At 43.6% G+C, this 22,983-nt stretch carries 26 protein-coding genes; 10 read left to right on the forward strand and 16 right to left on the reverse strand.

Features of this window, described 5'->3' with window-relative positions:
* Nucleotides 1–7: 7 nt before the first annotated feature.
* Complete coding sequence (locus E4663_RS14875; protein WP_135328208.1) at nt 8–778, reverse strand: alpha/beta fold hydrolase; 771 nt, start codon at nt 776–778, stop codon at nt 8–10.
* 160 nt (nt 779–938) lie between these two features.
* Between E4663_RS14875 and E4663_RS14880 the strand changes: the two genes are divergently transcribed.
* Nucleotides 939–1,550 carry an SCO family protein gene (locus E4663_RS14880; RefSeq protein WP_135328209.1) on the forward strand — a complete coding sequence of 204 codons (612 nt, stop codon included), beginning with the start codon at nt 939–941 and terminating at the stop codon, nt 1,548–1,550.
* A gap of 36 nt (nt 1,551–1,586) precedes the next feature.
* Here E4663_RS14880 and E4663_RS14885 read toward each other — a convergent pair whose 3' ends face one another.
* The gene (locus E4663_RS14885) at nt 1,587–2,489 is read right to left on the reverse strand and encodes a DUF1002 domain-containing protein (protein ID WP_079477177.1); all 903 of its coding nucleotides are present in this window, start codon (nt 2,487–2,489) and stop codon (nt 1,587–1,589) included.
* Nucleotides 2,490–2,623: 134 nt separating this feature from the next.
* Here E4663_RS14885 and E4663_RS14890 point away from each other — a divergent pair, with 134 nt between their 5' ends.
* Nucleotides 2,624–3,013: a DoxX family protein gene (locus E4663_RS14890; RefSeq protein ID WP_079477178.1), complete on the forward strand. Its 390-nt coding sequence runs from the start codon at nt 2,624–2,626 to the stop codon at nt 3,011–3,013.
* A gap of 33 nt (nt 3,014–3,046) precedes the next feature.
* Nucleotides 3,047–3,571, forward strand: coding sequence for a type 1 glutamine amidotransferase domain-containing protein (locus E4663_RS14895; protein ID WP_135328210.1), 525 nt, complete (start codon nt 3,047–3,049; stop codon nt 3,569–3,571).
* A gap of 472 nt (nt 3,572–4,043) precedes the next feature.
* Here the strand turns inward: E4663_RS14895 and E4663_RS14900 are convergent, their stop codons facing one another.
* The 3 genes from E4663_RS14900 to E4663_RS14910 all read right to left on the reverse strand — a co-directional run bounded on the left by E4663_RS14900 (nt 4,044) and on the right by E4663_RS14910 (nt 7,726).
* A complete protein-coding gene (locus tag E4663_RS14900) occupies nt 4,044–5,192 on the reverse strand; it encodes an acyl-CoA dehydrogenase family protein (protein WP_135328211.1) in 1,149 nt (382 codons plus the stop codon).
* 132 nt (nt 5,193–5,324) lie between these two features.
* Nucleotides 5,325–6,122, reverse strand: coding sequence for a YtvA family blue-light photoreceptor (gene ytvA, locus E4663_RS14905; protein WP_135328212.1), 798 nt, complete (start codon nt 6,120–6,122; stop codon nt 5,325–5,327).
* A 698-nt stretch (nt 6,123–6,820) separates the two neighbouring features.
* Nucleotides 6,821–7,726 carry a LysR family transcriptional regulator gene (locus E4663_RS14910; RefSeq protein WP_241657216.1) on the reverse strand — a complete coding sequence of 302 codons (906 nt, stop codon included), beginning with the start codon at nt 7,724–7,726 and terminating at the stop codon, nt 6,821–6,823.
* Nucleotides 7,727–7,829: 103 nt separating this feature from the next.
* Here E4663_RS14910 and E4663_RS14915 point away from each other — a divergent pair, with 103 nt between their 5' ends.
* A complete protein-coding gene (locus tag E4663_RS14915) occupies nt 7,830–8,807 on the forward strand; it encodes a YeiH family protein (protein WP_135328213.1) in 978 nt (325 codons plus the stop codon).
* Nucleotides 8,808–8,920: 113 nt separating this feature from the next.
* Here the strand turns inward: E4663_RS14915 and E4663_RS19835 are convergent, their stop codons facing one another.
* Nucleotides 8,921–9,121: a DUF6366 family protein gene (locus tag E4663_RS19835; RefSeq protein ID WP_158290512.1), complete on the reverse strand. Its 201-nt coding sequence runs from the start codon at nt 9,119–9,121 to the stop codon at nt 8,921–8,923.
* Between the two features lie 143 nt (nt 9,122–9,264).
* Between E4663_RS19835 and E4663_RS19840 the strand changes: the two genes are divergently transcribed.
* The gene (locus tag E4663_RS19840; RefSeq protein WP_158290513.1) at nt 9,265–9,714 is read left to right on the forward strand and encodes a GNAT family N-acetyltransferase; all 450 of its coding nucleotides are present in this window, start codon (nt 9,265–9,267) and stop codon (nt 9,712–9,714) included.
* A gap of 65 nt (nt 9,715–9,779) precedes the next feature.
* Here the strand turns inward: E4663_RS19840 and E4663_RS14925 are convergent, their stop codons facing one another.
* The 3 genes from E4663_RS14925 to E4663_RS14935 form a co-directional block, all read right to left on the reverse strand.
* Entirely contained in the window at nt 9,780–10,931 is a 1,152-nt protein-coding gene (locus tag E4663_RS14925) for an AI-2E family transporter (RefSeq protein WP_135328215.1), read from the reverse strand.
* A gap of 251 nt (nt 10,932–11,182) precedes the next feature.
* Nucleotides 11,183–12,202, reverse strand: coding sequence for a MoeB/ThiF family adenylyltransferase (locus tag E4663_RS14930; RefSeq protein WP_135328216.1), 1,020 nt, complete (start codon nt 12,200–12,202; stop codon nt 11,183–11,185).
* A 19-nt stretch (nt 12,203–12,221) separates the two neighbouring features.
* The gene (locus E4663_RS14935) at nt 12,222–13,019 is read right to left on the reverse strand and encodes an SDR family NAD(P)-dependent oxidoreductase (RefSeq protein WP_135328217.1); all 798 of its coding nucleotides are present in this window, start codon (nt 13,017–13,019) and stop codon (nt 12,222–12,224) included.
* A gap of 104 nt (nt 13,020–13,123) precedes the next feature.
* On the opposite strand from E4663_RS14935, the gene E4663_RS14940 reads away from it, so the two are divergent.
* Nucleotides 13,124–13,699, forward strand: coding sequence for a histidine phosphatase family protein (locus E4663_RS14940; protein ID WP_135328218.1), 576 nt, complete (start codon nt 13,124–13,126; stop codon nt 13,697–13,699).
* 138 nt (nt 13,700–13,837) lie between these two features.
* On the opposite strand, the gene E4663_RS20005 is transcribed toward E4663_RS14940, so the two are convergent.
* Entirely contained in the window at nt 13,838–13,993 is a 156-nt protein-coding gene (locus E4663_RS20005; RefSeq protein ID WP_168927358.1) for a hypothetical protein, read from the reverse strand.
* A gap of 195 nt (nt 13,994–14,188) precedes the next feature.
* Here E4663_RS20005 and E4663_RS14945 point away from each other — a divergent pair, with 195 nt between their 5' ends.
* Nucleotides 14,189–14,743: an NADPH-dependent FMN reductase gene (locus E4663_RS14945; RefSeq protein ID WP_176140501.1), complete on the forward strand. Its 555-nt coding sequence runs from the start codon at nt 14,189–14,191 to the stop codon at nt 14,741–14,743.
* Between the two features lie 129 nt (nt 14,744–14,872).
* Here the strand turns inward: E4663_RS14945 and E4663_RS14950 are convergent, their stop codons facing one another.
* Entirely contained in the window at nt 14,873–15,832 is a 960-nt protein-coding gene (locus E4663_RS14950; RefSeq protein ID WP_135328219.1) for a LysM peptidoglycan-binding and 3D domain-containing protein, read from the reverse strand.
* Between the two features lie 189 nt (nt 15,833–16,021).
* Complete coding sequence (locus tag E4663_RS14955; protein ID WP_135328220.1) at nt 16,022–16,792, reverse strand: MerR family transcriptional regulator; 771 nt, start codon at nt 16,790–16,792, stop codon at nt 16,022–16,024.
* A gap of 173 nt (nt 16,793–16,965) precedes the next feature.
* On the opposite strand from E4663_RS14955, the gene E4663_RS14960 reads away from it, so the two are divergent.
* A complete protein-coding gene (locus E4663_RS14960) occupies nt 16,966–17,997 on the forward strand; it encodes an AimR family lysis-lysogeny pheromone receptor (protein WP_079477192.1) in 1,032 nt (343 codons plus the stop codon).
* 106 nt (nt 17,998–18,103) lie between these two features.
* Nucleotides 18,104–18,574 carry a DinB family protein gene (locus E4663_RS14965; protein ID WP_135328221.1) on the forward strand — a complete coding sequence of 157 codons (471 nt, stop codon included), beginning with the start codon at nt 18,104–18,106 and terminating at the stop codon, nt 18,572–18,574.
* Between the two features lie 303 nt (nt 18,575–18,877).
* Here the strand turns inward: E4663_RS14965 and E4663_RS14970 are convergent, their stop codons facing one another.
* Together E4663_RS14970 and E4663_RS14975 are read right to left on the reverse strand one after the other, a co-directional pair.
* Complete coding sequence (locus E4663_RS14970; protein WP_079477194.1) at nt 18,878–19,573, reverse strand: Type 1 glutamine amidotransferase-like domain-containing protein; 696 nt, start codon at nt 19,571–19,573, stop codon at nt 18,878–18,880.
* A 19-nt stretch (nt 19,574–19,592) separates the two neighbouring features.
* Nucleotides 19,593–20,489, reverse strand: a complete 897-nt coding sequence (locus E4663_RS14975; protein WP_421803852.1) for a formate/nitrite transporter family protein — start codon at nt 20,487–20,489, stop codon at nt 19,593–19,595.
* A gap of 122 nt (nt 20,490–20,611) precedes the next feature.
* Here E4663_RS14975 and E4663_RS20010 point away from each other — a divergent pair, with 122 nt between their 5' ends.
* Nucleotides 20,612–20,785, forward strand: coding sequence for a hypothetical protein (locus tag E4663_RS20010; RefSeq protein ID WP_168927359.1), 174 nt, complete (start codon nt 20,612–20,614; stop codon nt 20,783–20,785).
* 49 nt (nt 20,786–20,834) lie between these two features.
* Here the strand turns inward: E4663_RS20010 and E4663_RS14980 are convergent, their stop codons facing one another.
* On the reverse strand, nt 20,835–22,355 hold the full coding sequence (locus tag E4663_RS14980) for an HD-GYP domain-containing protein (protein ID WP_135328222.1): 1,521 nt from the start codon (nt 22,353–22,355) through the stop codon (nt 20,835–20,837).
* Between the two features lie 89 nt (nt 22,356–22,444).
* A complete protein-coding gene (locus tag E4663_RS14985; RefSeq protein ID WP_079477197.1) occupies nt 22,445–22,891 on the reverse strand; it encodes a DUF4064 domain-containing protein in 447 nt (148 codons plus the stop codon).
* Between the last annotated feature and the right edge of the window lie 92 nt (nt 22,892–22,983).

Here is a 22,983-nt window from a genome sequence, read left to right on the forward strand (position 1 = left end):
TCTGCTTTTAGTTTGTTATTTTCGTGTCGATAAACCGGTGGATAGCATCATGGAACTGAGGGGAATGGGTCGCCGGAATTTGATGATACGCCCGCTCGATCATGTGGAACGTTACGTCCTTACACTGCCTGTAGTAAAACGAATGGTAGTTAATCCAAAATTCTTTCACGCCATAAGCAAGCAGTACAGGCACCTTGATTTGAGACAACCGCTCACTGCAATCGTAATGAAGAGCCGCATCGTAATACTCATACCAAACATCTGGGTCGGACTTCGCCATGTGCTCACACAACTCACGTTTGATCTCAGCGCTTCTGAAATGGGAATGACTCAACAATTTGGCTAATGTCTCTGTACTTTGGTGTACCCACTGCATGCCGACAGAGAACTCGAAATGCAGCATACCTGTGTCCACTTTAGGAAATCCTCCTGCTAGTACGACCCCCTTCACACGGTCTGGATGAGACAGCGTCAACTCTTGCGCAACCATTCCACCACACGAATACCCAACTACAATCACCTGATCCAACTTCAAATGATCCAACAACTCCGCGACTTCATCTGCGAAGAAACGAATATCTGGTTCTTGCGTGACCGTTTCTGAATCCCCATTCCCACTTAAATCAGGAAAAATCACCCGATAGTGCTCAGCTAAAGGGTGCTGCATTTTAAATACTTTTCTACCCATGCCAGGTGGGTGGATGAATACAAATGCTTCTCCATTACCTTTATCGTCGTAGTATAACTGTTTGCCTTGTTTATTCGTATAGTACGGCATATAGGGTCCTCCGCTCTTCACTCGTTCTTCCTATCCTTTGCAAAAGGACGAACCCTATACCAACTATGTCGATTTACGTAACAATCGTTGCTAGCGTTGACACTTCAAATTATCCAGTCGTACACTTAATGAAAAGCGTTTATTTAGGAAGGGGAACATTATGAAACGATTGCACTTGATAGGATGGGTCGGAGTCATTCTTCTTTTGCTCAGTGCTTGTGGAACGAGCGAAGAGAATAATGCAGCAAATGGAACAGAAGGAATGGAGAACACATTAGGCTGGGAGGTCGGCACACTCGAAGCGACCACTCATGCGGGAGAATCTTTTTCAACAGATGACATGGACGGAACTGTCTACATAGCTGATTTCATCTTCACCTCATGTGAGACCGTCTGCCCACCGATGACACGGAATATGGTTCAACTCCAGCAAAAAATGCAAGAAGAAGGAGTAGAAGCTGAGATTGTCTCGTTCAGTGTAGACCCGAACGTAGACACTCCAGAAAAGCTCACTCAATTCGGTGAAAAATACGGAGCAGACCTCGACAGCAATTGGACGTTTGTCACAGGCTATGAACAGCAAACAATCGCAGACTTCGCCAAGAGCAGTTTTAAAACACAGGCGGATAAAATTCAAGACAATGATCAAGTCATTCACGGATCTTCCTTTTATTTGGTCAGCAAGGATGGCATTGTCTTGAAAAAATACAGCGGAGCACAAGAAGTGCCTTATGACGAAATCATCGCCGATGCCAAAAAAGCAGCAAAATAAAAAATCCCCTCTGAATTCTGTTCAGAGGGGATTCGTTTATTCACCGATCAGTGAGTTGAAGAAATTCGCTAGCGCACGGAAAAAGTCCTGAATTGCAGAAACAATCCTGTTCCAAAAGCCGTCATCATTGATTAAGTCTTGCAAACCATTCGTCAAGTCGTTCAATTGATTACGGACTTGGTCGAAATCTATATTCAAGTTCCGCATTTTATCAAATAGATCAGCCAATCGCTGGCGATCTTCTGGACTGAGTTCAATATTCAACGATTGCAGTTGCTCTTGAACAATCTGCTCCACTTCTTCTTTGGTAGCAGGGTCTTGTTCGGCAATCGCCTTTTTAATTTCTGTCAGTAATTCACTTATTTTCGCTTGGTCAATCCCTTGTTCCTCGGCGATTTCTGTGGCAATATCCAGCTCTTCACTGGCTACTTGCATGCGATCTTCGTCGAGTTTGACGCCTTTTGCATCGTACGCTTTATAAATCCCCGTCAGCGCAGAATGCCCGCTCACTTTCACGGAAGATGCGACCAGTACATCTGCATTCTCGACTCCTGCTGTTAGCAAGGCGTTTGTGTACATTTCTTTCGATACTTGTGTAATATTATCGGGCGTGACTATTTCAATATTCAAGCCTTGTCCATTGTCTTGGTGTATGATTTTCACAGATGAGTACATGTTAGAGTTCGGGTTGCCCCCGATGTAGTTTGCTAAATCTTGACCATTGACTGTAAACTCATCGACCTGCTCATGCTGATTGACTTCAAGCAGCTCTTTCACTTCTGCTTTTTGGGCATCCGTCAAAGCTTCTCCGTACACAACAATCGGTAAACCGAGCTTTTCGTTGATTCCTTGATCCCCAGACGATGCTAACGCCGTACTAGGTAGAACCAAGCTGAACAAAACCAGATAAACCGCAACAATCGTAAGCCATTTTTTCATTAACCATTCTCCTTACTTATCATTCAAAAAAGTCTATGCCTCACCTTCCCCCTATTATACCTCAGCAGAACGCTCGCACCTACTGTTTCTTTTCATTACAATGGAAGTGGACATATTAGAGAGGAAGTGAGCTTATGGTGCTCCTTAAACGACTCGGATTATATGTATTCGTCATCGCTTTCTTTTTTGCAGGTGTGACCCACTTCATTTATGACCACGGTTTTGCAGCTATGCTCCCTGGTTGGGTACCACTCAAACTAGAGATCGTTTACGTAAGTGGAATCGTAGAGTGGCTGCTTGCACTCCTCTTGATCTTCCCTCAGACAAGAAGAGCAGCCGGCATTGCAACTGCCATCTTTCTGGTGCTTGTCGTTCCAGCTAATTTCTATGCGGCTATTTACAACATTCCTGCGCCGTGGAGTGAAGAATCTAATCAAACTGCTCTGTGGATCCGGATTTTATTCCAACCATTATTGATTTGGTGGGTTTTAGCCGTATCGAAAGAGTCGAATCGCACGTTCTGATTTGATACACTGAAAAACAAAAGGAGGATGTTTATGCGTTTAGAAGGTAAGAAAGTCATTGCTCTTGTCAGTAAAGACTTCGAAGATCTCGAACTATGGTATCCCCTTCTCCGTTTACAGGAAGAAGGCGCAACCGTTCACTTAGTAGGGGAAAAAGCAGGAGAAGAGTATCCTGGAAAATACGGAGTACCCGCGACATCGGATTATGCTTTCGATGACATCACCCCATCAGACTACGATGGCATCCTTGTTCCAGGAGGTTGGTCTCCGGACAAATTACGCCGCTATGACCAAGTCATGGATATGATCCACCATATGGATGAAAAGGAAAAACCAATCGGCCAAATTTGCCACGCTGGATGGGTATTGATCTCTGCAGACATTCTTAAAGGACGAAAAGTTACCAGCACGCCCGGCATTAAACATGACATGATGAATGCAGGCGCAACATGGGTCGATGAAGCCGTTGTGCAGGACGGTCACATCATCTCTGCCCGTCGTCCACCAGATCTACCACCTTACGCAAAAGCTTTTGCCGATGCCTTAGCAGAGCAATAAAAGATAAAGAAAAACGGACCCGACAACGGGTCCGTTTTTCAGTTAATTTAAATAACGGTTCTGTTATTAGATCAGTGGACCGCGGGGTGGAAAACAGCTCGCTTTCCGCGGCGGACGCCGAGCCTCCTCGGGCTAGCGCCCTGTGGGGTCTCGCCGTTGTCCGTGCATCCCGCAGGAGTCTCACAGTTTTCCACCCCACTATACTAAAGATTAGAGTACAGAACCTAACGCTATTAACCGGGTTTTGCCATACACGCTTCATTTAAAACAGAGAACATAAGAGGTTTGTCCTTCCTACTGCAAAGGGGCGGAGAAACGGGGGGAGACTCCTACGAAAGCATAATGCAGTCTGATGCCCAGCGGCCTCCCATGTAAAGCGACTCCTTTCTCCTCTCCCGCCTCATAAAACCTAATGGAACCGACAGAAATCCCTCGACACTCCGAAAAGGTGACAATTCCAATCGGCTCATTTTTATTTTTCCATGGCACGTTTGGCAAGCATACTGATGACCGCATCATCCATGGGTGGATTGTGCAAGCCAGCCCGGACGTCACGGTAATATTTTTCAAAAGCATTTTGCTTGGATAGACCGCGTCCTCCGGCAATCCGCATCGCAAGGTCGACGACTTCGTTCGCCGTGTTCGTAACAGCAAGCTTGACTGCTGCAAGATCGGCGCTGATTTCATCACGACGCTCCGGTTCCTCATCCCATTGCTTCGCTACGCTGTATAAATAGGAGTGTGCTTGCATGAGTTTCCATTCCATTTGTCCGATTTTCTCTTGGATATGGGGAACTTCTGAAATCGTAGTATCCAAGCTATTCGGTTGAAAGCTCTGGGCAAATGCAATGGCATCATTGCGAGCTGCGACCGCAATTCCAAGGTAACAAGCGGGAATATGCAACAACCAACCTTTTGGTGAAGCTTTCTTATCGCCTTTCACTTCGACAAGGTCCTCTACATTCAATTCCACATTCTCAAGCACTAGGTCATGGCTGCCTGTTCCTCTCATTCCAAGCGTATCCCATGTGTGTTCTACTTTCAGTCCAGGCTGATGACGATCAATTAGAAACCACCCGACCTGATCAAGATCCTCCACGTAGGCAGAAACGATGTAGTAATCCAAGTGATCCGCCATCGAAGTGAATGACTTACGACCTATGACCACATATTGGTTGCCGTCTCTTACAGCTTTCGTCTCTGGAATTCCTCCACGAGTCGGACTGCCTGTTGCAGGCTCTGTGGCTGCGCGATTTACCACCTTCTGCTCTTCCCGCACTTCTTTGGCCAATCGCTCAAAAGCGTGTGGTTCCCACAGCGAATCAAGCGACAGTTCCATCATCACTCCTACATGCCACCCGATGGAAAGGGCTACAGAACCGTCTCCTTCTGCAATCTTTTCTTGAATCAGCAGAAACTCGTATAAAGACAGTCCTTCTTTTTCAACCGGAAGCGATGGATATCCTTCGCTCTTGATCACCTTCAGTGTTTCAGGTGAGAAATTAGCGTCTTCGTCTGTTTGTTGAATATGTTTTCTTGCCTCTTGGGCAATTCGAGACGCTTTATCCAGCAGCTCTTGGTGACGTTCGTTTTTCACCAATGCATCAAACATCGATTTCATTTAGTTTCACTCCTGCATAGATTTTATTTAAATCATACAAAAACACTCGGCTTTAAGCTAGTGACTCGCTCAGAGTATTCCCTATATCTTCCTATGTAAAAAGCCCGACCATGAAAGTCGGGCTCTTCGCTATTATCGTATGGAATAGAGCGCCTGTTTAACAGATGCGTATGTTAGAAGAGATAAGTCGGAAAAATCAGCATACGGAGTGCTTTGGATAGCGAAAGAAGGCTTTATTCCGGTGATAACTAACGTTGTACCCATCAGGTCAAGCAGTTGATTCATTTGGTAGATCCCCATGTGGACGCCTTCGTTATAAGAATGAACCGCAGACATGTCCATAATTAAGAAATCATCCTTGGACTCTTTCACATGATGGCTCACAGACTCAAGCATTTGCTGCAAGCGTTCATCATCTAGCGTACCAACTAGAGGTAAAACAGAGATTCCTTCCTCTAAGGGAACGATCGGAGTGGATAAGCGCTTCACTTCTGACAAGTAATGACCGATCAACTCTTCTTGCTCCCGTCGTTTCGTCACATCCTTCTGGACGCCTACGAAATATTTCTGTCCCATTTGTTCAATAAAGACAGAAAAGATTTGGAGTTCGTTCCAAAACGGTGAACCATCTTTCTTGTAATTCTTGATTTCGACTGTCACCGTTTCATCCTGTGCCATTCCTTTTCGAATCTTCTCTACAGCTACCTGGGTCGTATCATCTCCTTGAAGGAAGCGACAGTTACGCCCTAGGATCTCCTCGCTTTCATAACCCGTCAAATCTTTGAACCCTTGGTTGCAGTAAATCATGGGGTTATCTTCTTGTTCGGGATCTGTAATGACTACCCCAGCCCCAACTCGATCAATGGCTGCTTTAATAAACTCGTTCTGCTGGATTTCTTCTAATTTTGAGAATGTATAATGATGATCCATCTCGATCGATCTCCTTTGAAAATGGATTGAATACTTTTATAGTAAAATGAATCTCGGAAAATTTCCAATCAAACCATTAAAATGACATAGTGCCGATGGTTCTTTCTTGCCCTTTGAAACTTATCCATGCCGCTCCACATGTTTGGTATCATGTTTTTATGTAATAATCACTAAGGGAACGCTTATGTTTACAGTATATCAAAAAGTCGCTTTTCCCTCACCTTGCTCTTTTTTTTTCCAAACAAAAAAGGCATGTTCCAAATGGAAACATACCTTGATTCTCGGGATGTTATGGACGGATTTTTTGGTAAGTATCGCTCTTTACCTAGTCTCTTCCTTCGGTGCTTTGTAAACCTTCTCTACTTCTACGCCCAGCGTCTTCAGGTAGTCGACAATCTGGTCTAGGGTTTTCATGTTTTCACCTCAGTATAATGATCAAGATTTGGCTCGAAACCACACCAATTCGTTCCGACAAACTTCTTTACGATAACGGCTCAAAAAACGTTTCACTTGCTTCCACCCCTACGATACCCTCTAACCGTCAAAGGTATGCAGAAGTCATGGAATTTAATGTTTTAATTTGCCGATTCAGGTCTTCCCTCTATTAGGTGTACTTCGACTTGAACCATCCAATCCCCTCTCTATTTCCCCATCATAACAAAAAAATCGTTCTTCAAATATCATCATTTTGTGACAATTTAAAAAGAGAGGAATTGCTTCATTTCTTTAATGAAGACGGCGGCGTGATTCGAGATTTCCTCCTCGTTCACGGGCGTGACCAACGAGAAATATCTCGTAGCTATTTTGATATAAGGTATGGACATGATGAGATCCTCTGCTTGCGTGTGCTCCACTACCGTCCTTGAAATAAAGGATACGCCAAGTCCTTCTTTTACCCCTTGGACTACACCGTGGTTACTGCCAATCGTAATCAATTTACTCGGGCGGATATTGTAGGCTTCCAACATGGAATCCATCATAGCCCGTGTACCCGACCCACTCTCCCGTGTCAGCCACGTTTGATCCTGAAGTTGCTCGAAGGTAACGCTGTCCGTTTCTCTCAAAGGATGCTGTTCAGGCACGATGACAACCATCTCATCTTCCATAAATGGCGTCGATGATAACCCTTGATGATGTACCTGCCCTTCCACCAATCCGATATCGAGCTCATGAAGCTGCACAGCTCGGTTGATACGCTCCGTGTTCTGAATCTGAACACGAAGATCAATAGCCGGATACTTGTCATCAAATTGTTTCAGCAAGGAAGGAAGAACATATTCTCCTACTGTGTAGCTCGCTCCGATGTGAATCGTTCCACTTAATTGATGCTGGAATTCATACACTTCCGCTTTCGCTTTCTCCATGACACCCATGACCTGCCTTGCACGCCTGTAAACCATCTCACCCGTTTGAGTCACGACAAACCGTTTTGGTGACCGATCGATCAACGTGGCATCGAAGTAAGATTCAACGTGGCGTATGTGAAAGCTGACTGTCGGTTGTGATAAGTTAAGGCGTTCCGCGGCTCTCGTGAAACTCTTCTCGTCCACTACCGTAATGAAAGTTTGCAGCGCTTCGAAGTCCATTTCTAACACCCCAATCATTAATATTATTAATTATTGTCATTATAAAGTTTTATTTTACTAATGTTTACTGCGGGCGTATAGTGTATGAAGGAAATCGACGTCAGAAAGTTGGATACATCTTATGAATTTTTCATCTCGACCTCTTGTATTTGGAATGGGGTTTACTGCTTTAATGGCAGGCATAGGATTCCTAGTTGCCGAATTACCTGTTTTAAATAAAACAGGACCACTCGCTGTAGCAATCTTGCTTGCTGTTTTATACCGACACTTCTTCGACTACCCTGAATCCATTCGAACCGGTATTCAGTTTTCAGCAAAAAAGCTGCTTAGACTCGCTATTATTTTATTCGGACTTAAGCTCAATATGAATTTGATCCTGAACGAAGGCATCCCCCTTCTTCTCAGAGATCTATTCGTGATCATCCTTGCTATAGGAGTCATGATGTTCCTAGCCCGACTCTTTCATGCCGACTCCTCCTTATCGATCCTACTAGGAATCGGCACCGGTGTCTGTGGTGCATCTGCCATCGCAGCCGTATCTCCAATATTGAAAGTCAAGGAAGAGGACACAGCCATCAGCGCAGGCCTCATTTCTATCGTCGGGACATTGTTCGCTGTCTTTTACACAGCGATCCGCCCATTACTGCCTCTAGACGCCGAGGCTTATGGAATGTGGGCTGGCATCAGCTTGCATGAAGTCGCACATGTCGCGCTCGCTGGTGCGCCAGCTGGAGAAGCTGGACTTGGGATGGCTCTATTATCGAAGCTTGGACGCGTCTTTTTACTTGTGCCACTAAGTTTATTATTGATCTGGGTAATGAATCGAGTGAAACAGGAAGACACTACGAACCAAATCGCCTTTCCTTGGTTCTTATTAGGATTCATAGGTATGAGCCTCCTAGGAAGTTATGTAATCGACTTGCCAGAGGCCGTTCTGGAAACGACCTCTACCGTTACCTCGTTCCTATTAACGATGGCCATGGTCGGGCTCGGCCTCAGTGTCAGCCTGAGAGAATTGAAGCAACGAGCTCTCAAACCTCTCATTCTCTTATTTGTTACTTCCATTCTACTATCGTTCGTCACCTATTGGATTGTTTAACAAGAATGAACGTTGATACTGTCACAGGGAAAATAACTCGTTTTTCTACGATAAAGGCGAGTTGTTTTCCCAAAACACTAAAGCATTCATACCTCAACAAGAGCATTTGAATACTATAGAAGAAGGACAATCAATAAGAAAAGTACAATTGCACCTATCACCACAGCAGCTGTTTTACCTTTTATTCCTCTTGTCAATGCTGACATGCTTCCTGTTTCCCCTTGGTCCATCGCATCTTTTATCGCACCACTTTTGTTTTGCTCCAGTTGCTCAAGCCTTTTCCGTTTCTGCTCTGGCGTTTCTTTTCCCGTCATTCTATGCCTCCTTAACTACTGATTTTCTAAAAAAGATATCACATGTGGAATATAATAGAAAGACAGGAATAATGCGTAGCCTCCTTTTATTCTCGACATCATTTGCTACAATAGAATGGTATAGTTCTAAAAAGGATGAGTTTATGAGTATCGAAATATTATCCCACCAGGAACCGGGCACTGCTGAGCAAATCTTGAGTATTCAAGAGGCTTCTTATGCAGTAGAAGCGGAACTGATTGGGTTTTCGGATATCCCACCTTTAAGAGATTCCGTTCAATCTATTATGGAAAATGACGAGACGTTTGTCGGCTATGTACAAAACGGTGAAATTCTGGGTGTTCTCACCTACAAAGAAGAACAAGAAGAAATAGATATTTATAGGCTGATGGTCAATCCACAACACTTCCGAAAAAAAATAGGTTCTTCCCTGCTAGAATATTTAGTGACAACCATCCATGGTAAGCCACTCATAGTTCAGACAGGTAAAGGGAATGAACCAGCTTTAAGTTTGTATAAGAAATACGGCTTCGAACAAACGGACGAAGTGGAAGTGGAGCCTGATGTTCGATTGGTTATGTTGATCAAGCAGTAGATGACATAAGTAAAAGGGACGGACCCAGACATTGGTACTGGATCCGTCCCTTTATTATATTTCTTCTAATCTTTTATCTCGTATTGGTTCTCTTCTTCTACAAAGCGATTGTATCTTCTTTGGAACCAGAAGAAAAGATGACTGACGAACACTTTCAAGATCGCATAACCCGGAATTGCCAAGATAATACCGATAATGCCGAACAAGTGTCCTGCAGTTAATAGGACAAAGATGATCGTCACTGGGTGGATGTGCAGGCTTTTACCCATAATCTGAGGTGAAATGAACTTCCCTTCCAGCAACTGAACAACCGTCCAAACGAAAGCAAGCTTCAACACCATGAAAGGGGACGTCACAATAGCAATGATCAACGCGGGTGTAATGGCGATCATCGGCCCCAAGTATGGGACGACACTTGTAACACTCGCAATCGCAGCAAGCAACAACGCGTAATCTAATCCGATAATGACGAATCCAATGTACATCATTACACCAATGCAGAAGCTGACAATGATTTGACCTTGAATATATGCACTGAGTTGATGATCAATCCCCTTGAACACACTCCACACTTCCCCGCGCACTTTCGGAGGAAAGAAGCTAATGATTTTCTCAGGAAGCTTATGACCATCTTTCAATAAATAAAACAGGATGAACGGTAGCGTCACAATGGCAATTAATACAGTCGTGACCGTCGTGATGAACGTTGTGATCCCTTCAACGGTCTGTTGGGCATAAGTGGACAGGTCTGGAATTTGATTCAAGAAACCGTTGATATTCTGAAAGATGTCATTGTAGTAATCGCTGATTACGGAGCTTCTCAACCATTGATCCATCGAGTTCAGCAAATCACGCAAATACCTTGGAAGTTCCTCTGCTAAACTGACAAACTGCTTCTCTAGAAACGGAACGATGAGAATAATAAGAAGCGTGATCAATCCGACTACGACCAACAAAGTAATCAGAATTCCCCACACCCGTTTGATACGCCACGATTCAAGCAGATGAATGATCGGGCGGAGCAAATAATAGACGACTACCGAGAGAATAACCGGCAACGCCACCGTTTCAATTGCCATAATCAGCGGGTGAAATATAAACCCTACTGTGGAATAGACCAAAATATTCAAGCCAACGATCAACAACAAACCCAATATGTACAATAATGTACGGCCACCAAAGAAACGGATGACCGGCGCTGAATCCCATCGATTCACCAGACTTCCCCCTTCCGTTCTCTATTTATCTTAGAGTTTACCACATTTACCAGAAAAAAATCGTGCCTCTAAAGCTTAGGCACGATGCTTTCTATATTATCGACGCTTACGTAAGATTTTACGGACAATCGGATAAATGACCGGGCCATATTTGAACACTCTGCGAATCAGTCGTCCCATCTGGTAAAAGGCCTCCTTCTGAAAGTGTTACTATACCCTTCCCGATAAAGGCATCGGACAAACTTTTCCAGTTACCCGCTGACCGTCTGCAAGTAGATCGATTTGGCTTCGGTAATATCCTTCGTCCCATGCACAAGTACACGTCCGTCTCTAAAGAAAACGAGACGATGCTCACCACTCTCATAAGACAATAAAAATGCATTCTCTTTGACCTTGCTTTGTGTAAGACGCTGTTTTAATTCTTCGAAACCCCTTTCCTTTACATACGCAGGACGGATCTGAACGGTATCCCTCCCGCATAACACGGCTGTCTTCGTTTGGTTTTCAATGGAAAGAGAGGGGTACGTCGGATTCAAACCGCAAGATGGACAATCCTGCTTCTTGACGTTGTTTACAGAGATAGAGGAATACCGTTGCTGCCATAGATCGAAAGTGATGAACTTCTGGTTCACCGCAGCCACATCATCCACTAGAAGCTTCATTGTGTCAGCGACTTGATGAGCCGTTACCATCTGTACCACCGGGCTAATTACCCCGACCGTATCACACGTTGCTCCTCCTAACGGGACCGTATCCATAAGACAGCGCAAGCATGCGTTCTCTCCAGGAATAATTGTATAACTCACCCCATGACTACCGACACATGCACCGTAGATCCACGGAACATTCCATTTTTGGGAAAGGTCATTGATCAGGAGCCGTGTTTCAAAATTATCTGTTGCATCCAACACTACGTCTACTCCTTCAAGCAATTCCTCCAACTCTTCCCGCCCTGCATCTTTTATATGTATATCAATCTGCACATCACGGTTCACTTGCTCTAGCCTTGTTTTCGCAGCAACGACCTTCGGCAGACGACGGGCGGCGTCAGACTCTCCGAACAGCTGCTGCCGCTGCAAGTTACTCCATTCCACGTAATCACGGTCAATCAGGGTTATACGACCGATGCCGGCACGAACGAGTTGTTCTGCACAACTCGTCCCTAAGGCTCCCACCCCTACCAGCAGGACATGCTTTTCACGAATCTTTCGCTGACCCTCATCACCTATTGGCGAAAATAACCGCTGCCTCGAATAGCGATCCTCTTTCATCGTTCAAGCACACTCCTTTTTATCTCATCACACTACCACCGGAGATTTTCACAGATTCACCAACAATATTTCCAGCGGCATCTGTCAATAAATAAACGATCGTCCGTGCGACTTCTTCTGGTGTAGAAATCCTGCCAGAAGGTATTCCCTCTTCGGCAAGTTCCCGTTGTTCTTTGTAACTTCTACCTTCCCTTTCGCCTTTTCCACGGATGGCTTCTTGCCCCATCTCGGTATCCACAAAGCCCGGACATACCGCATTGACTCTAATACCATGTTCGATCGCTTCATAGGCAAAAGATTGGGTAAAACCTGTAATGGCGAATTTCGAACCACTATAAGCTGTATTTCCATGCGTCCCCCTCAGACCAGATAGTGAGGACAAATTGACAATAGACCCATCATTCCCCTTCATCTGTTCAAACACCGTCTGCGTGAACAGTACCGTCGAGAAGAAATTAAGCTCCATCACTTTACGCATTTCATCTTCTGAAAGCTGCTCTAACGGACCTCCTCCAATTACCCCGGCGGAGTTCACCAACCCATGAATCGGCCCAACAGTATCGGTGGCTGTGGAAACAATTTGTTGGCGACCTTCCTCTTTATTCAAGTCTGCTGTAACCACACAAATTTTCGCTTCTTCATTTATAGTAGCACACTCCTCTTTGAGGTCTGCCAATTTGTCTTCCTTCCTACCAGTGATCGTAACATCGCCACCTGCTTTTACAATCTCTTTGGCAGCCTCGTATCCAATACCTCCGGTTGCTCCAGTCACAATAATATGACGCCCTCTCAAAGCTTCGTTCGAAAAAATGTTCATACCTTTCTCCTCCTTCCCCCTTCAGATAGCCAATTTGATAGAAAACGAAACGTCGAGATGGAAAATATATGATACACTCGGACAAAATCAAAGGAGGGAGAAAGATGGAACTTATTTTCATTAGACATGGGGCTGGAGAACACACCCTACATCCACCAGAGAGTTTACAAATAAGAGACCCACACTTGACGGACCAAGGTATTGAACAGGCAAAACAATTGCAAGAGGATCTTCCTTTGACAGAAGAAGATATGTTGTTAGTAAGTCCGGTGCGTCGAACCCTTGAAACCGTTGCTATTTGGAGTGAAGGTATCCAATGCAAGAAGCTGGTAAGTCCTTTGGTTTCTCCGAGAATGTTTCCTCAGAATCCAGAATGGAGTACCCTTCCTTGCGACCGGCTGCTAAGTAGAGGCTTGATTGAAGAAGAGTTCCCTATGTACACAATTGATGACACCACACCTGAAACACTTTGGACTGATGGGATAAATACCATGCCCGAGGAGCTATTCAAAGAACACGCCGAGCCGTTCCTCTCCTGGTGTAAATCTCAAGAGCGCGATCGTCTATACATCGTCTCCCATGATGGCACCATCACATCCTATCGGCAGCTAATCTCAGGAAAGCGTCTAACAAGAAAAGACTTCCCAAAAGAAACAGCCTCGTTCAAACTGAAGTTGTAATTGGACAAAAAAAATCAGCGCTTAAGTGACAGATGCTGTCCTTAATGCGCTGATCCATGGTACCCCTTTTTTAAGGAAGTCTGCCATGTTAATTCTTATTTTATTTCTTCTCATAGCTATCCTTCACCACGTCAGATGTTATTTACGCTTACTGTTCTGCTTACGGGAAGCAAAGAGCGTTTTCCCACTTTTCGTGCGCTTTCCGCCTTTGGTTTTCACTGCATTCTTGCCTTCAGGGCTATTTTTGTAATCTTCATCGAAAAGCTCACGAGCTTTTGAATATAGCAGAGTCATCGTGGTGACCTCCTTTTCTTTATAGGGTTATAATTCGATTCCCCCTGATAATATTAGTAAAACATTATATACGCAAGAGAAAAATTTTATTTCTCATTATTTTCTTTTTGTGACATTTTGAGCAACTTATTCGCTTCCCTCACACCCCCTTTTTATACTATTAGTAAAGGTTCCATCATTAAGGAGGATGTTTATATGTTGAAAGTCGCAGCACTAGTCGGAAGCATACGCAAAGATTCTTATAACCACAAATTAGCCGAATTCATGAAGGATCGCTATAAAGAGGAGCTGGATATTCGTATTACACCGATTCACCTTCTTCCTCACTACAATCCGGACACGGAGCAAGAGCCACCAGAAGCTGTCCAACATTTTAAAGCGCAGCTCTCAGATGTCGATGCGTTTCTTATTGTCACTGCCGAATACAACCACTCTATCCCAGGTGTTTTGAAAAATGCCCTTGATTGGTTGTCACGAGGAAATAAAGAAATGGAAGGGAAACCTACGTTCATCGCCGGAGCAAGCATGGGGGCTCTTGGAACAGTAAGAGCACAGATGCATTTGCGACAGATCATGAACGCTCCAGGTATGGGGGCACGTGTCATTCCAGGCAACGAAATCCTCATCGGTCAGGTACAGCATAAAGTCGATGAAAAAGGTTATATAGCTGATGAAAAGACTATAGAGTTCATGGATGGTGTCGTGGAGCAGTTTACTATGTTCGTCGGAAAAGAAAAGATTGAGAGATAAGTAGAACACTATATCACTCGAAAAAATTCAATAGATTAATAGTTTAAGCTCCTATAGTTACGTGGTAACAAAATAATAAATAAAAAAACAGACGGCTTTAATAAACCGTCTGTTTTACTTACTATATGATTAATTTAAGATAGTTACTTCTACACTTTGACGTCCAAAGTCTAGCGCATTAGAACGGTCTGGCATGAATACATCGATACGGTTGCCTTGGATTGCGCCACCAGTATCACCAGCTACAGCACGTCCATATCCTTCAACATATACTTCAGAACCGAGTGGGATTACATCTGGGTCAACTGCGATTACTTTTTGGTTAGGGTTAGCTCTTAGGTCGATTCCTGTTGCTGTTACACCAGAGCAGCCACTGCAGAATGCTGTATAAGCAGTCGCTTCAACTGTCAACGTACGACCCTCTACTTGAGAAGAATCTTGTGAAGAAGAAGTAGATTCTGCTTCGCTAGTAGATTGGGTTGTTGTAGTTGTAGCTTTAGCTTCTCCATTAAGGCTAAGCTGTTGTCCTGGTTGAATGATATTGGAGCTAAGGCCGTTAGCCGCTTTAAGGGAAGCTACACTTAGACCGTTTTGCGTAGCGATGCTGTATAGCGTGTCCCCAGAACGGACCGTGTACGTGCCTGCATTATTGTTTTGTGCTTGACTAGTAGATTGTTGAGTTGCTTTAGACTCACCGTTCAAGCTTAACTTCTGGCCAGGATAGATCAAGTCAGAGTTAAGACCGTTAGCCGCTTTAAGAGAAGAAACGCTTGTACCGTGCTTCTGAGCGATGCTGTATAACGTATCACCTTTACGGATCGTGTACGTGCTTGCATTTCCTTGATCGCTTGAAGAAGCCGATGCGTTTGAACTATCTCCGTGCAGTTTCAGTTCTTGTTGTGGAAAGATTAGATTAGATGTTAGATTGTTTGCTTGTTTAATATCTGAAACAGATACACCATTTTTTTGTGCAATGCTGAATAGCGTATCTCCCTTTTTAACTGTAACGTTTTCGTGTGCACTTGCTGTTACTGTAGTTGCCGCCATAATCGAACTCACTGCTGCCAAAGATAGAATTGTTTTTTTCATTATTGATTGCCTCCTTGGTAAACAGCGTGTTATTCCTCCGAGATCGCTGATGTCTCGCAAGCGCTGTTCTCAATTTCACAATTTCTATAGTAACTACTAGAGAGGCATACATCAATAACAGAAAAACAACATTACCTTTACATATATTACATCCCTATTACTCACTTGTAACATGAGAATCTTGAATTCTTATTTTTTCTTATTAGAACGGTCACAATACCTGTGTATTGCATCCCTCAAAAATTCAGCATATCCTTCTTTCCATTTATCAATATTTTTCTTGAAGCGAGGGTCATTTACATACATATCTCCAAGACCACGGAAGATTTCATCTGAACATGTATAGAAGTGATCCGTAATGTGTTGTTGCTTCTGACCAATCAACCTTTGCACTTCTTGATCAGCTGGTCCGTACTCCATCCTTGCGATAATCTGACGATCGATTTCATTAGATTCGTTCTGTATCTTCTTCCAATCTTCATCTGTGTAGGACGCTGTCTTCTGTTTCGATTCACGATAGGCATCCGTATCGCCCCAGCGCTCCTTCACCTCTGCTTCATACTTCTCTTGATGTTTCTCCATTTCCTCACGACTAAACGGCTCGAAACGCTCTTTATCCGTCATCGTTTTTCCTCCTTCTAGCGAATCCAGCGTTTGGTCAACAGACTTTACCATTCGCTCAATTCGCTTTTTCTTTTCCATTAAGATTTCTTTGTGTTGACGGAGGGCAGACGCTTGATCAAATTCAGGATCATCGATTATTTGTTTTATTCGGCTCAAAGAAAAGTCCATTTCTTTAAAGAATAAGATTTGCTGTAACCTCGTGACTTCCACTTGACCATAATATCGATAACCGTTTTCCCCTATTTCTTTAGGAGACAATAATCCGATATGATCATAATGGTGGAGCGTGCGCACACTCACACCGGTGAGTTCTGCCAATTCTTTCACTTTGTACACAGTGATCACCTCTTTGCTTACATTACGGTATGACGTTACGTCAGTGTCAACGTTACACACACCAACAAACTGGGAATAACCGAAAAATTTCAAGATATTTGCAAATGACTTTTTTTATCTTTAAATAAAGATTATAATAAAAATAGGACATAAAGGTTGAGGGGGAATATAACTTGAAGAGTTACATGGTGATTGAGCCGACCAGGTTTAATCGTATCCATATGAATTATCTTTCTCCTGCTTACAAGTTTTATCATCATCAGTTAAAGGATGCTGAGTCCGATACCATTGCGGCGGAACGGACTCGAGAGTTCTGTTTCACTCATAAGCAGACGGAATTGGAAGATCAACTTGCGATGATGGAATTTCTCTATATGAATGACTACTTTACAGACTTAGAGAAAGCACTTGAGTTCGAATATCTCCACTCAGAAGTCAAAGACCTGTACAGGATTGTTCTCGACAGGAAGACAACACGTCTGACGGAACAAGATTTACAGGAAATGGAGACAATGGAATTCGAACACCCATCCCTTAAGTGCATCCATCTGTTCCTTCTCGTTTATGCGTACTATGATATGAAAAAATTCGCAGGAATGGATAAGTACACCGAAGATATTCAAGAAGCTTTGTTCACAATCAACGAACCGTTATTTCATTACTTCATGAAGCTGCGTTTTGACGAATTGACGTTCCATCATTATTTCAAAACGAACAGTCTAGTACTCGCAAGGAAGTTCGCTTATAAGTATATAAGCTCAGGACTGGCACCCAAAAAACAAGCAACGATGCACAGCCACTTAGCACTCACCTATGCCTTCGAAGATTACGAGACTTCTTTAGAATACTTAAAACAGACGAAAAGAATTGCGGATGATCATAATCTTACGGCCATTTCCCAATCTGTCACAGAAAACTCTATTCCTTTCATCTCAGCCTTTCACCATCGCACGGAAAATGTAAAAACCAATGACCCTGTTGAAATCGCCCACTTATCTATTGCACGAGGGAATCCAGAAAAAGCGATTGAAATTCTCGAGTCCCGTTCGTCATTAAGTCCATTCCAACAGAGCTATCTTGGTCTTGCCAAAAAAGATTTAGCACTGTTACGTGATGCTAAACATCGATTTGTCCACGATAATGGAGATATGTTCTTCGCCCAACTCCCGGAACATTACATGAAGCGTATTTTGACCATTGTGTAAAGAAGCTGTTCAGCTAAACAGCTTCTTTTTTCATTCAACAGGAATTTATGTCCTGCTTGAAGAAATAAGGAGCGAGACACTTTTTATAAAAAGAGGTTGATTACACATGAATATGTACTGTCAAAGTGCTTTCCACCAGTTAGAAGTTGTGATTGCCTCTATTTCAGAGATGGTCGGGCAACTGAACGAAGAAGACTTGTCCTTCCGACCGACGGTAGGAAAGCGATCCATTCGGGAATTGCTCGAACATATCGCGTCAATCCCTCTAGCCGATGGGCACATTGCGAATGAAGCGACACAAGAAGAAATGGAGACGTTCTACGCCTCTATTTCCTTAAACACGAAAGACGAAATTCTAGAAACTTTATTTGATCACTTCTCCCAACTGAAGATCCAATTCGAAAATTACACAGAAGATCAACTTTTTACAGAAACAACCTCTTGGTGGGGCGTTACGTACACCCGGTTCGGGTGGCTTTTGCAGATCATCGCCCATATGTATCACCACCGTGGACAGTTGCATGCTGTGCTTGTTCACGTCTACGAAAAAGATCCTGAAATCATGTTGTTTGAATGAAAGCTTGATGGAAACAGCTCTTTAAAACAATTAAGAGAACCGAAGATCCTATATTGACACTTTGAAAAAGTTCAGATTTTGGTTTTGTATGAAATTTAGTATATCGTGTTCTGGGAAACAACTTTGCATAATACGTGCAAACAAATCCATACACAATTGAGTTTATTCCTCCTTAATTGCGAAACGTTTGCTATTCTTGATCCGGAAGCACTGGAGGTTCACAGCTTTTCTTTATATGAAAAAGAACCGAGGGAACTTTCTCAACACTATTAAGGGACGCTTTTATTAAAGCGTCCCTTGTTATTAATATAAGTATTTCATTGGCAACAGTTTTTCTATAACTTTTCCTTCTTGCCACCACACTCTCATTGCCTTTGCGCTTGGTCTAGAGCAAACGGCCTGGTGTACTTCTTCGTCGATAAAATGGACAGCTGCCCCGTCATCTAGAGCGTAACCGGGGCCAAGACTTTTCTCTTTGATTGCATTGTGAAAAGAAGGTCGTCTATCTTTCTCCCCATCATAATGCGGGCAGCAACTTCCCTTTACAAAGCCTAAGCACGGCAGAGGCTCCAGTTGATCGCCATAGGAATCGGTCAACCCTTCTTCGAACCAGCAAATTGCTCCAGCACTTATACCCGCGAGAAGAATTCCATTATCCCAAGCTTTCTTCAGGATTACATCTACTCCCCACTCACGCCAGAGAGCAAGCATACTCTTAGTGGAACCACCACCGACATAAAGTATATCCTGCTTCATGATAAACCCTTCAATGTCCCTGTTTTCCAGTTTGAATAAGGACAAATGGGAGGCCTCACAGTTTTGGTTCTGGAAAAATTCGTAGAACTTATCGATGTATTCCTGAGAGTCTCCACTAGCGGTTGGAATGAAGCAAATCTTCGGTTTCTTCTGAGTGGATTGGTTCAATATATACTCATCTAATAAGGGGTTGTCAGGCTCCATAGAGAACCCACCACCACCCATGGCAATCAACTGTTTCATAAGAACCCCTCCTATTTGCTTATGACTTCCCTAAGGAAGTTTGAATATCCTCCTTGTATGCATAAGAAAACAGTAATGATACGAGAATACCGCCACCAATCAAATTACCGATACTCGCCGGAAGCAAATTGAAGAAGATATACTCATACCATGTGTAATTGTCGTTGGCTAGAAACCCCATACTGAAGTAACCCATGTTTGCCGCGCTGTGTTGGAAGTTCCCTGCAACGAACAGAATGACCGGAAGCATCGTACCAAGGAACTTACCTGTAATATCGCGTGCTGCCGTTGTCAAAAATGCAGCCATTCCGATCAACCAGTTAGCCAATATACCAGAAACAAGAATCTCAAACCATCCTTTGACCCCGTGGTCGAGAAACTTCATTTTGTGATCTAAATACATGGAAAGTTCACTATAGAAAGGGTCCGATAGTGAAGCAGAAAACTGAATTAAAACGGCTACTAAGAAGGCACCTAGTATGTTCCCTATATAAGACGATATCCAGAATTTATAGATGTTCGCCTTCATCAACCCTGATTTATTAAAAAGATACGATGGTAACAGCACATTGATTTCTGTAAATAGAACGGATCCAGAAATGAAGACCATCGCATAGCCTGAAGCGAAACCAAGGCCTGATAACAGGTGATAAATTCCCTTCGTTTCAACACCTGAAGCAAGCAAAATGGAAAACACCGCACCAAATGTCATGAAGGACCCTGCGGTCAGAGCGAGTAAAAACTGTGCACGGAACGGCTTGTTCAGGTGGTCCCGCCCTTTTTCCCCGAATTCATCGACAATTTGAGAAGGTATATAAAACTGACGACCAGGTCTGTCTATCTTTCCATTCTGGTTTGAGTCTGTTTGTTTATCTTCGTTTGTTTCATTATTTGGTTGATTTTGATCTTGATCCAATGTCATCCCTCCCAGATGATTGTGATATTCCCGAAAAAGGAAAAAATTAATCTCCCTTGTATAGCAGAAGCTGTTTTGACATAACGTAATGGTAATCAAAGGAATAAGAAGGAGAATGAATCATGCCTAGGGAATTGTATTGTCTTGCGTGTGACGGAGAAGGACTGCTGATGGATGATGAAGAATGGCGTTATACTTGTAAAGTTTGTGGCGGAAGTGGATTCAGACCTCAAGAAGGTAGGGTTTATGACAGGGAAATAGCCGATGTAGATGCAATGAACCGCATATTGGACTGACCTACTGTTGCATATAAAAAAACCGCTGGCATAATGCCGGCGGTTTTCGTCATTTAATAGAGGCAGCTATTCGTTCTGATTGCTCGTTACGTTCTCTCATTTCATTTAGGAATAAGTCGGCAAAATAAGGATCCCACTGTGTTCCTCTGCCTTCTTCGATAATAGACAAAGCTTTCATTTGTGGCATCCCTTTTCGGTACGGTCTATCTGACGTCATCGCATCGTACGCATCCGCTACAGCCATCAACCTACCGAAGACAGGGATATCAAATCCAGAAAGACCATCTGGATAACCTTTCCCGTCGAAGCGTTCATGGTGACTTCTCACTCCTGGAAGAACAGGTTGCAATGGTTCTGGTAACTGCACTTGTTGCAATATTTCGTATCCGATCACAGGGTGCTGTTTGATCTGTTCGAACTCTTCCTCTGTGAGACGCCCCGCCTTTAACAAGACATGATCTCGGACTCCGATCTTTCCTATGTCGTGAAGAAGGGCGGACTTCCGCAATAGGTCCACCTCCCCTTCTTCGAAACCCGCTCGTTCCGCAATCCAAACCGAGTACTCTGCCACCCGTTCCGAGTGGCCTGCTGTATAAGGGTCTCGTGCATCCAGTGTAGCTGCAAATACAGTGAAGAAACTCTCCAAGAGACGTTCGTTCTCTTCGTCTCGTTCTTTGATACCTGTGATCATATGATTGAAACCTGTCACAAGATTCGAAAACTCATCCGAATAGACATTATCCATCTTTTCAAAACGACCTTTGCCAACTTGGTCGAATTGCTCTCTAAGCGTAATCATCGGATCCTCAATACTTTTATATAACAGCATAGAACTGACGGAACCCATCGCAAGGATTACGACTACGATCAAGGAAGCCCAGCTCCAATAGCCTTCAATCCCACTCCCTCCACTTTCAGCTAACCTTATCTGAGAAGCTAGAATGAAGAGTAAAACAGGGAAAACAGCCGTGAAGATGGAACTGACCATCAACTTCCTCCGAATGCTCAAATAATAATCTGTTCCGGTTTCTTCTATTGAAAAACCAAGCATTTCGGCGCGTTTGATAAGAGCAGCCAGTAACGGGTTAACCGACCTGAACGTTAAAAAGAATTCGATGAGTGCGTGCATAACAGCAATCAGTACTGCTCCGCTCCAAGCGAGTGCTATGTAATAATACGGTAAGCTGACCCAACCATTATAAATCCCCAGCAGACTAAAGCAGGAGGCAGGGACGGCAAGACCGAACAAGTGCGGCCCCATAATCCTCTGTACAGTCAGGATAGGAAATCGATGAGCGGTAAGGAAGGCCTGCCGAATCTCTTCCTTCTGCACGGATTGTTCACGGAAGACGCGTTGAATCGGCTGGACGTGTCTACGGTAAGCAACCAGCTCACCTATCCACATGATCACAACAGAAATGATCATTACAAATATCAAATACGTGGCCTCGTTTCCTTTCAAGGTCAACGTATGGAAAATAAACACACTGCCCACACCGAAAACCGCAAGCATCGAACCGATGACGTAGTTTAACAGAATGCGCTTTTGAAAGTCTTGGAAGGGTTTCATAACATTCTCCTCAAGGTGCATTATGAGTCCATTATACCAGAAACCATTAAGAAAAAAGGCACGAGTCACTCCGACTCGTGCCTTACTCACTAATACGTAATTGCTTCTTCATCCCTCGGCTTTGGCGTCTTTCTCACCAGCGCAACAATTCCTGCAATGAGGAAGGCTACACTGCCAAACAATCCGATGAATAAAGTGGCTAGTGTGAACACAACCGCTGTAATGATCAAAATTATCCCAGCAGCTTTCGGCTTTTTATTTCCTTTAAGGAAGTAAATCGATAGAATAGCGAGACCGACTGCAATGAAGGAAACGACTAGAATAAATAACGCAAAGGCTCCCATGAAATCAAACATTTGATCCATGTTGACATTCTGAAGCTCCTGCGAGTTTGGCGCTTGCTGCATTGCATTCATAAAGTCTTCTTTTGCCTGAGGATTGTTTTGGAATGATCGAAACATAAATCCGATAGCGAGCGGCAATCCATAAAGGACAATACCGATTACGGTTAACACAATTTCTGCTGTACGATTCATCGTTATTTCTCTCCTTTTCTCCATCATTTCTAAAATTAGTGTAAACAAAACAGTTATAGAGATAAAGTGTTTCTATCCCTCTCCCTCCTTTT

It is taken from the genome of Halobacillus salinus (assembly GCF_004684905.1).
Lineage (GTDB): Bacteria > Bacillota > Bacilli > Bacillales > Halobacillaceae > Halobacillus > Halobacillus salinus.

Bases quoted from the DNA above. Each gene is read 5' to 3' on its own strand.
- E4663_RS14875 (WP_135328208.1), bottom strand. From the start codon at position 778: ATGCCGTACTATACGAATAAACAAGGCAAACAGTTATACTACGACGAT.
- E4663_RS14880 (WP_135328209.1), top strand. From the start codon at position 939: ATGAAACGATTGCACTTGATAGGATGGGTCGGAGTCATTCTTCTTTTG.
- E4663_RS14885 (WP_079477177.1), bottom strand. From the start codon at position 2,489: ATGAAAAAATGGCTTACGATTGTTGCGGTTTATCTGGTTTTGTTCAGC.
- E4663_RS14890 (WP_079477178.1), top strand. From the start codon at position 2,624: ATGGTGCTCCTTAAACGACTCGGATTATATGTATTCGTCATCGCTTTC.
- E4663_RS14895 (WP_135328210.1), top strand. From the start codon at position 3,047: ATGCGTTTAGAAGGTAAGAAAGTCATTGCTCTTGTCAGTAAAGACTTC.
- E4663_RS14900 (WP_135328211.1), bottom strand. From the start codon at position 5,192: ATGAAATCGATGTTTGATGCATTGGTGAAAAACGAACGTCACCAAGAG.
- ytvA (WP_135328212.1), bottom strand. From the start codon at position 6,122: ATGGATCATCATTATACATTCTCAAAATTAGAAGAAATCCAGCAGAAC.
- E4663_RS14910 (WP_241657216.1), bottom strand. From the start codon at position 7,726: ATGATTGGGGTGTTAGAAATGGACTTCGAAGCGCTGCAAACTTTCATT.
- E4663_RS14915 (WP_135328213.1), top strand. From the start codon at position 7,830: ATGAATTTTTCATCTCGACCTCTTGTATTTGGAATGGGGTTTACTGCT.
- E4663_RS19835 (WP_158290512.1), bottom strand. From the start codon at position 9,121: ATGACGGGAAAAGAAACGCCAGAGCAGAAACGGAAAAGGCTTGAGCAA.
- E4663_RS19840 (WP_158290513.1), top strand. From the start codon at position 9,265: ATGAGTATCGAAATATTATCCCACCAGGAACCGGGCACTGCTGAGCAA.
- E4663_RS14930 (WP_135328216.1), bottom strand. From the start codon at position 12,202: ATGAAAGAGGATCGCTATTCGAGGCAGCGGTTATTTTCGCCAATAGGT.
- E4663_RS14935 (WP_135328217.1), bottom strand. From the start codon at position 13,019: ATGAACATTTTTTCGAACGAAGCTTTGAGAGGGCGTCATATTATTGTG.
- E4663_RS14940 (WP_135328218.1), top strand. From the start codon at position 13,124: ATGGAACTTATTTTCATTAGACATGGGGCTGGAGAACACACCCTACAT.
- E4663_RS20005 (WP_168927358.1), bottom strand. From the start codon at position 13,993: ATGACTCTGCTATATTCAAAAGCTCGTGAGCTTTTCGATGAAGATTAC.
- E4663_RS14945 (WP_176140501.1), top strand. From the start codon at position 14,189: ATGTTGAAAGTCGCAGCACTAGTCGGAAGCATACGCAAAGATTCTTAT.
- E4663_RS14950 (WP_135328219.1), bottom strand. From the start codon at position 15,832: ATGAAAAAAACAATTCTATCTTTGGCAGCAGTGAGTTCGATTATGGCG.
- E4663_RS14965 (WP_135328221.1), top strand. From the start codon at position 18,104: ATGAATATGTACTGTCAAAGTGCTTTCCACCAGTTAGAAGTTGTGATT.
- E4663_RS14970 (WP_079477194.1), bottom strand. From the start codon at position 19,573: ATGAAACAGTTGATTGCCATGGGTGGTGGTGGGTTCTCTATGGAGCCT.
- E4663_RS20010 (WP_168927359.1), top strand. From the start codon at position 20,612: ATGCCTAGGGAATTGTATTGTCTTGCGTGTGACGGAGAAGGACTGCTG.
- E4663_RS14980 (WP_135328222.1), bottom strand. From the start codon at position 22,355: ATGAAACCCTTCCAAGACTTTCAAAAGCGCATTCTGTTAAACTACGTC.
- E4663_RS14985 (WP_079477197.1), bottom strand. From the start codon at position 22,891: ATGAATCGTACAGCAGAAATTGTGTTAACCGTAATCGGTATTGTCCTT.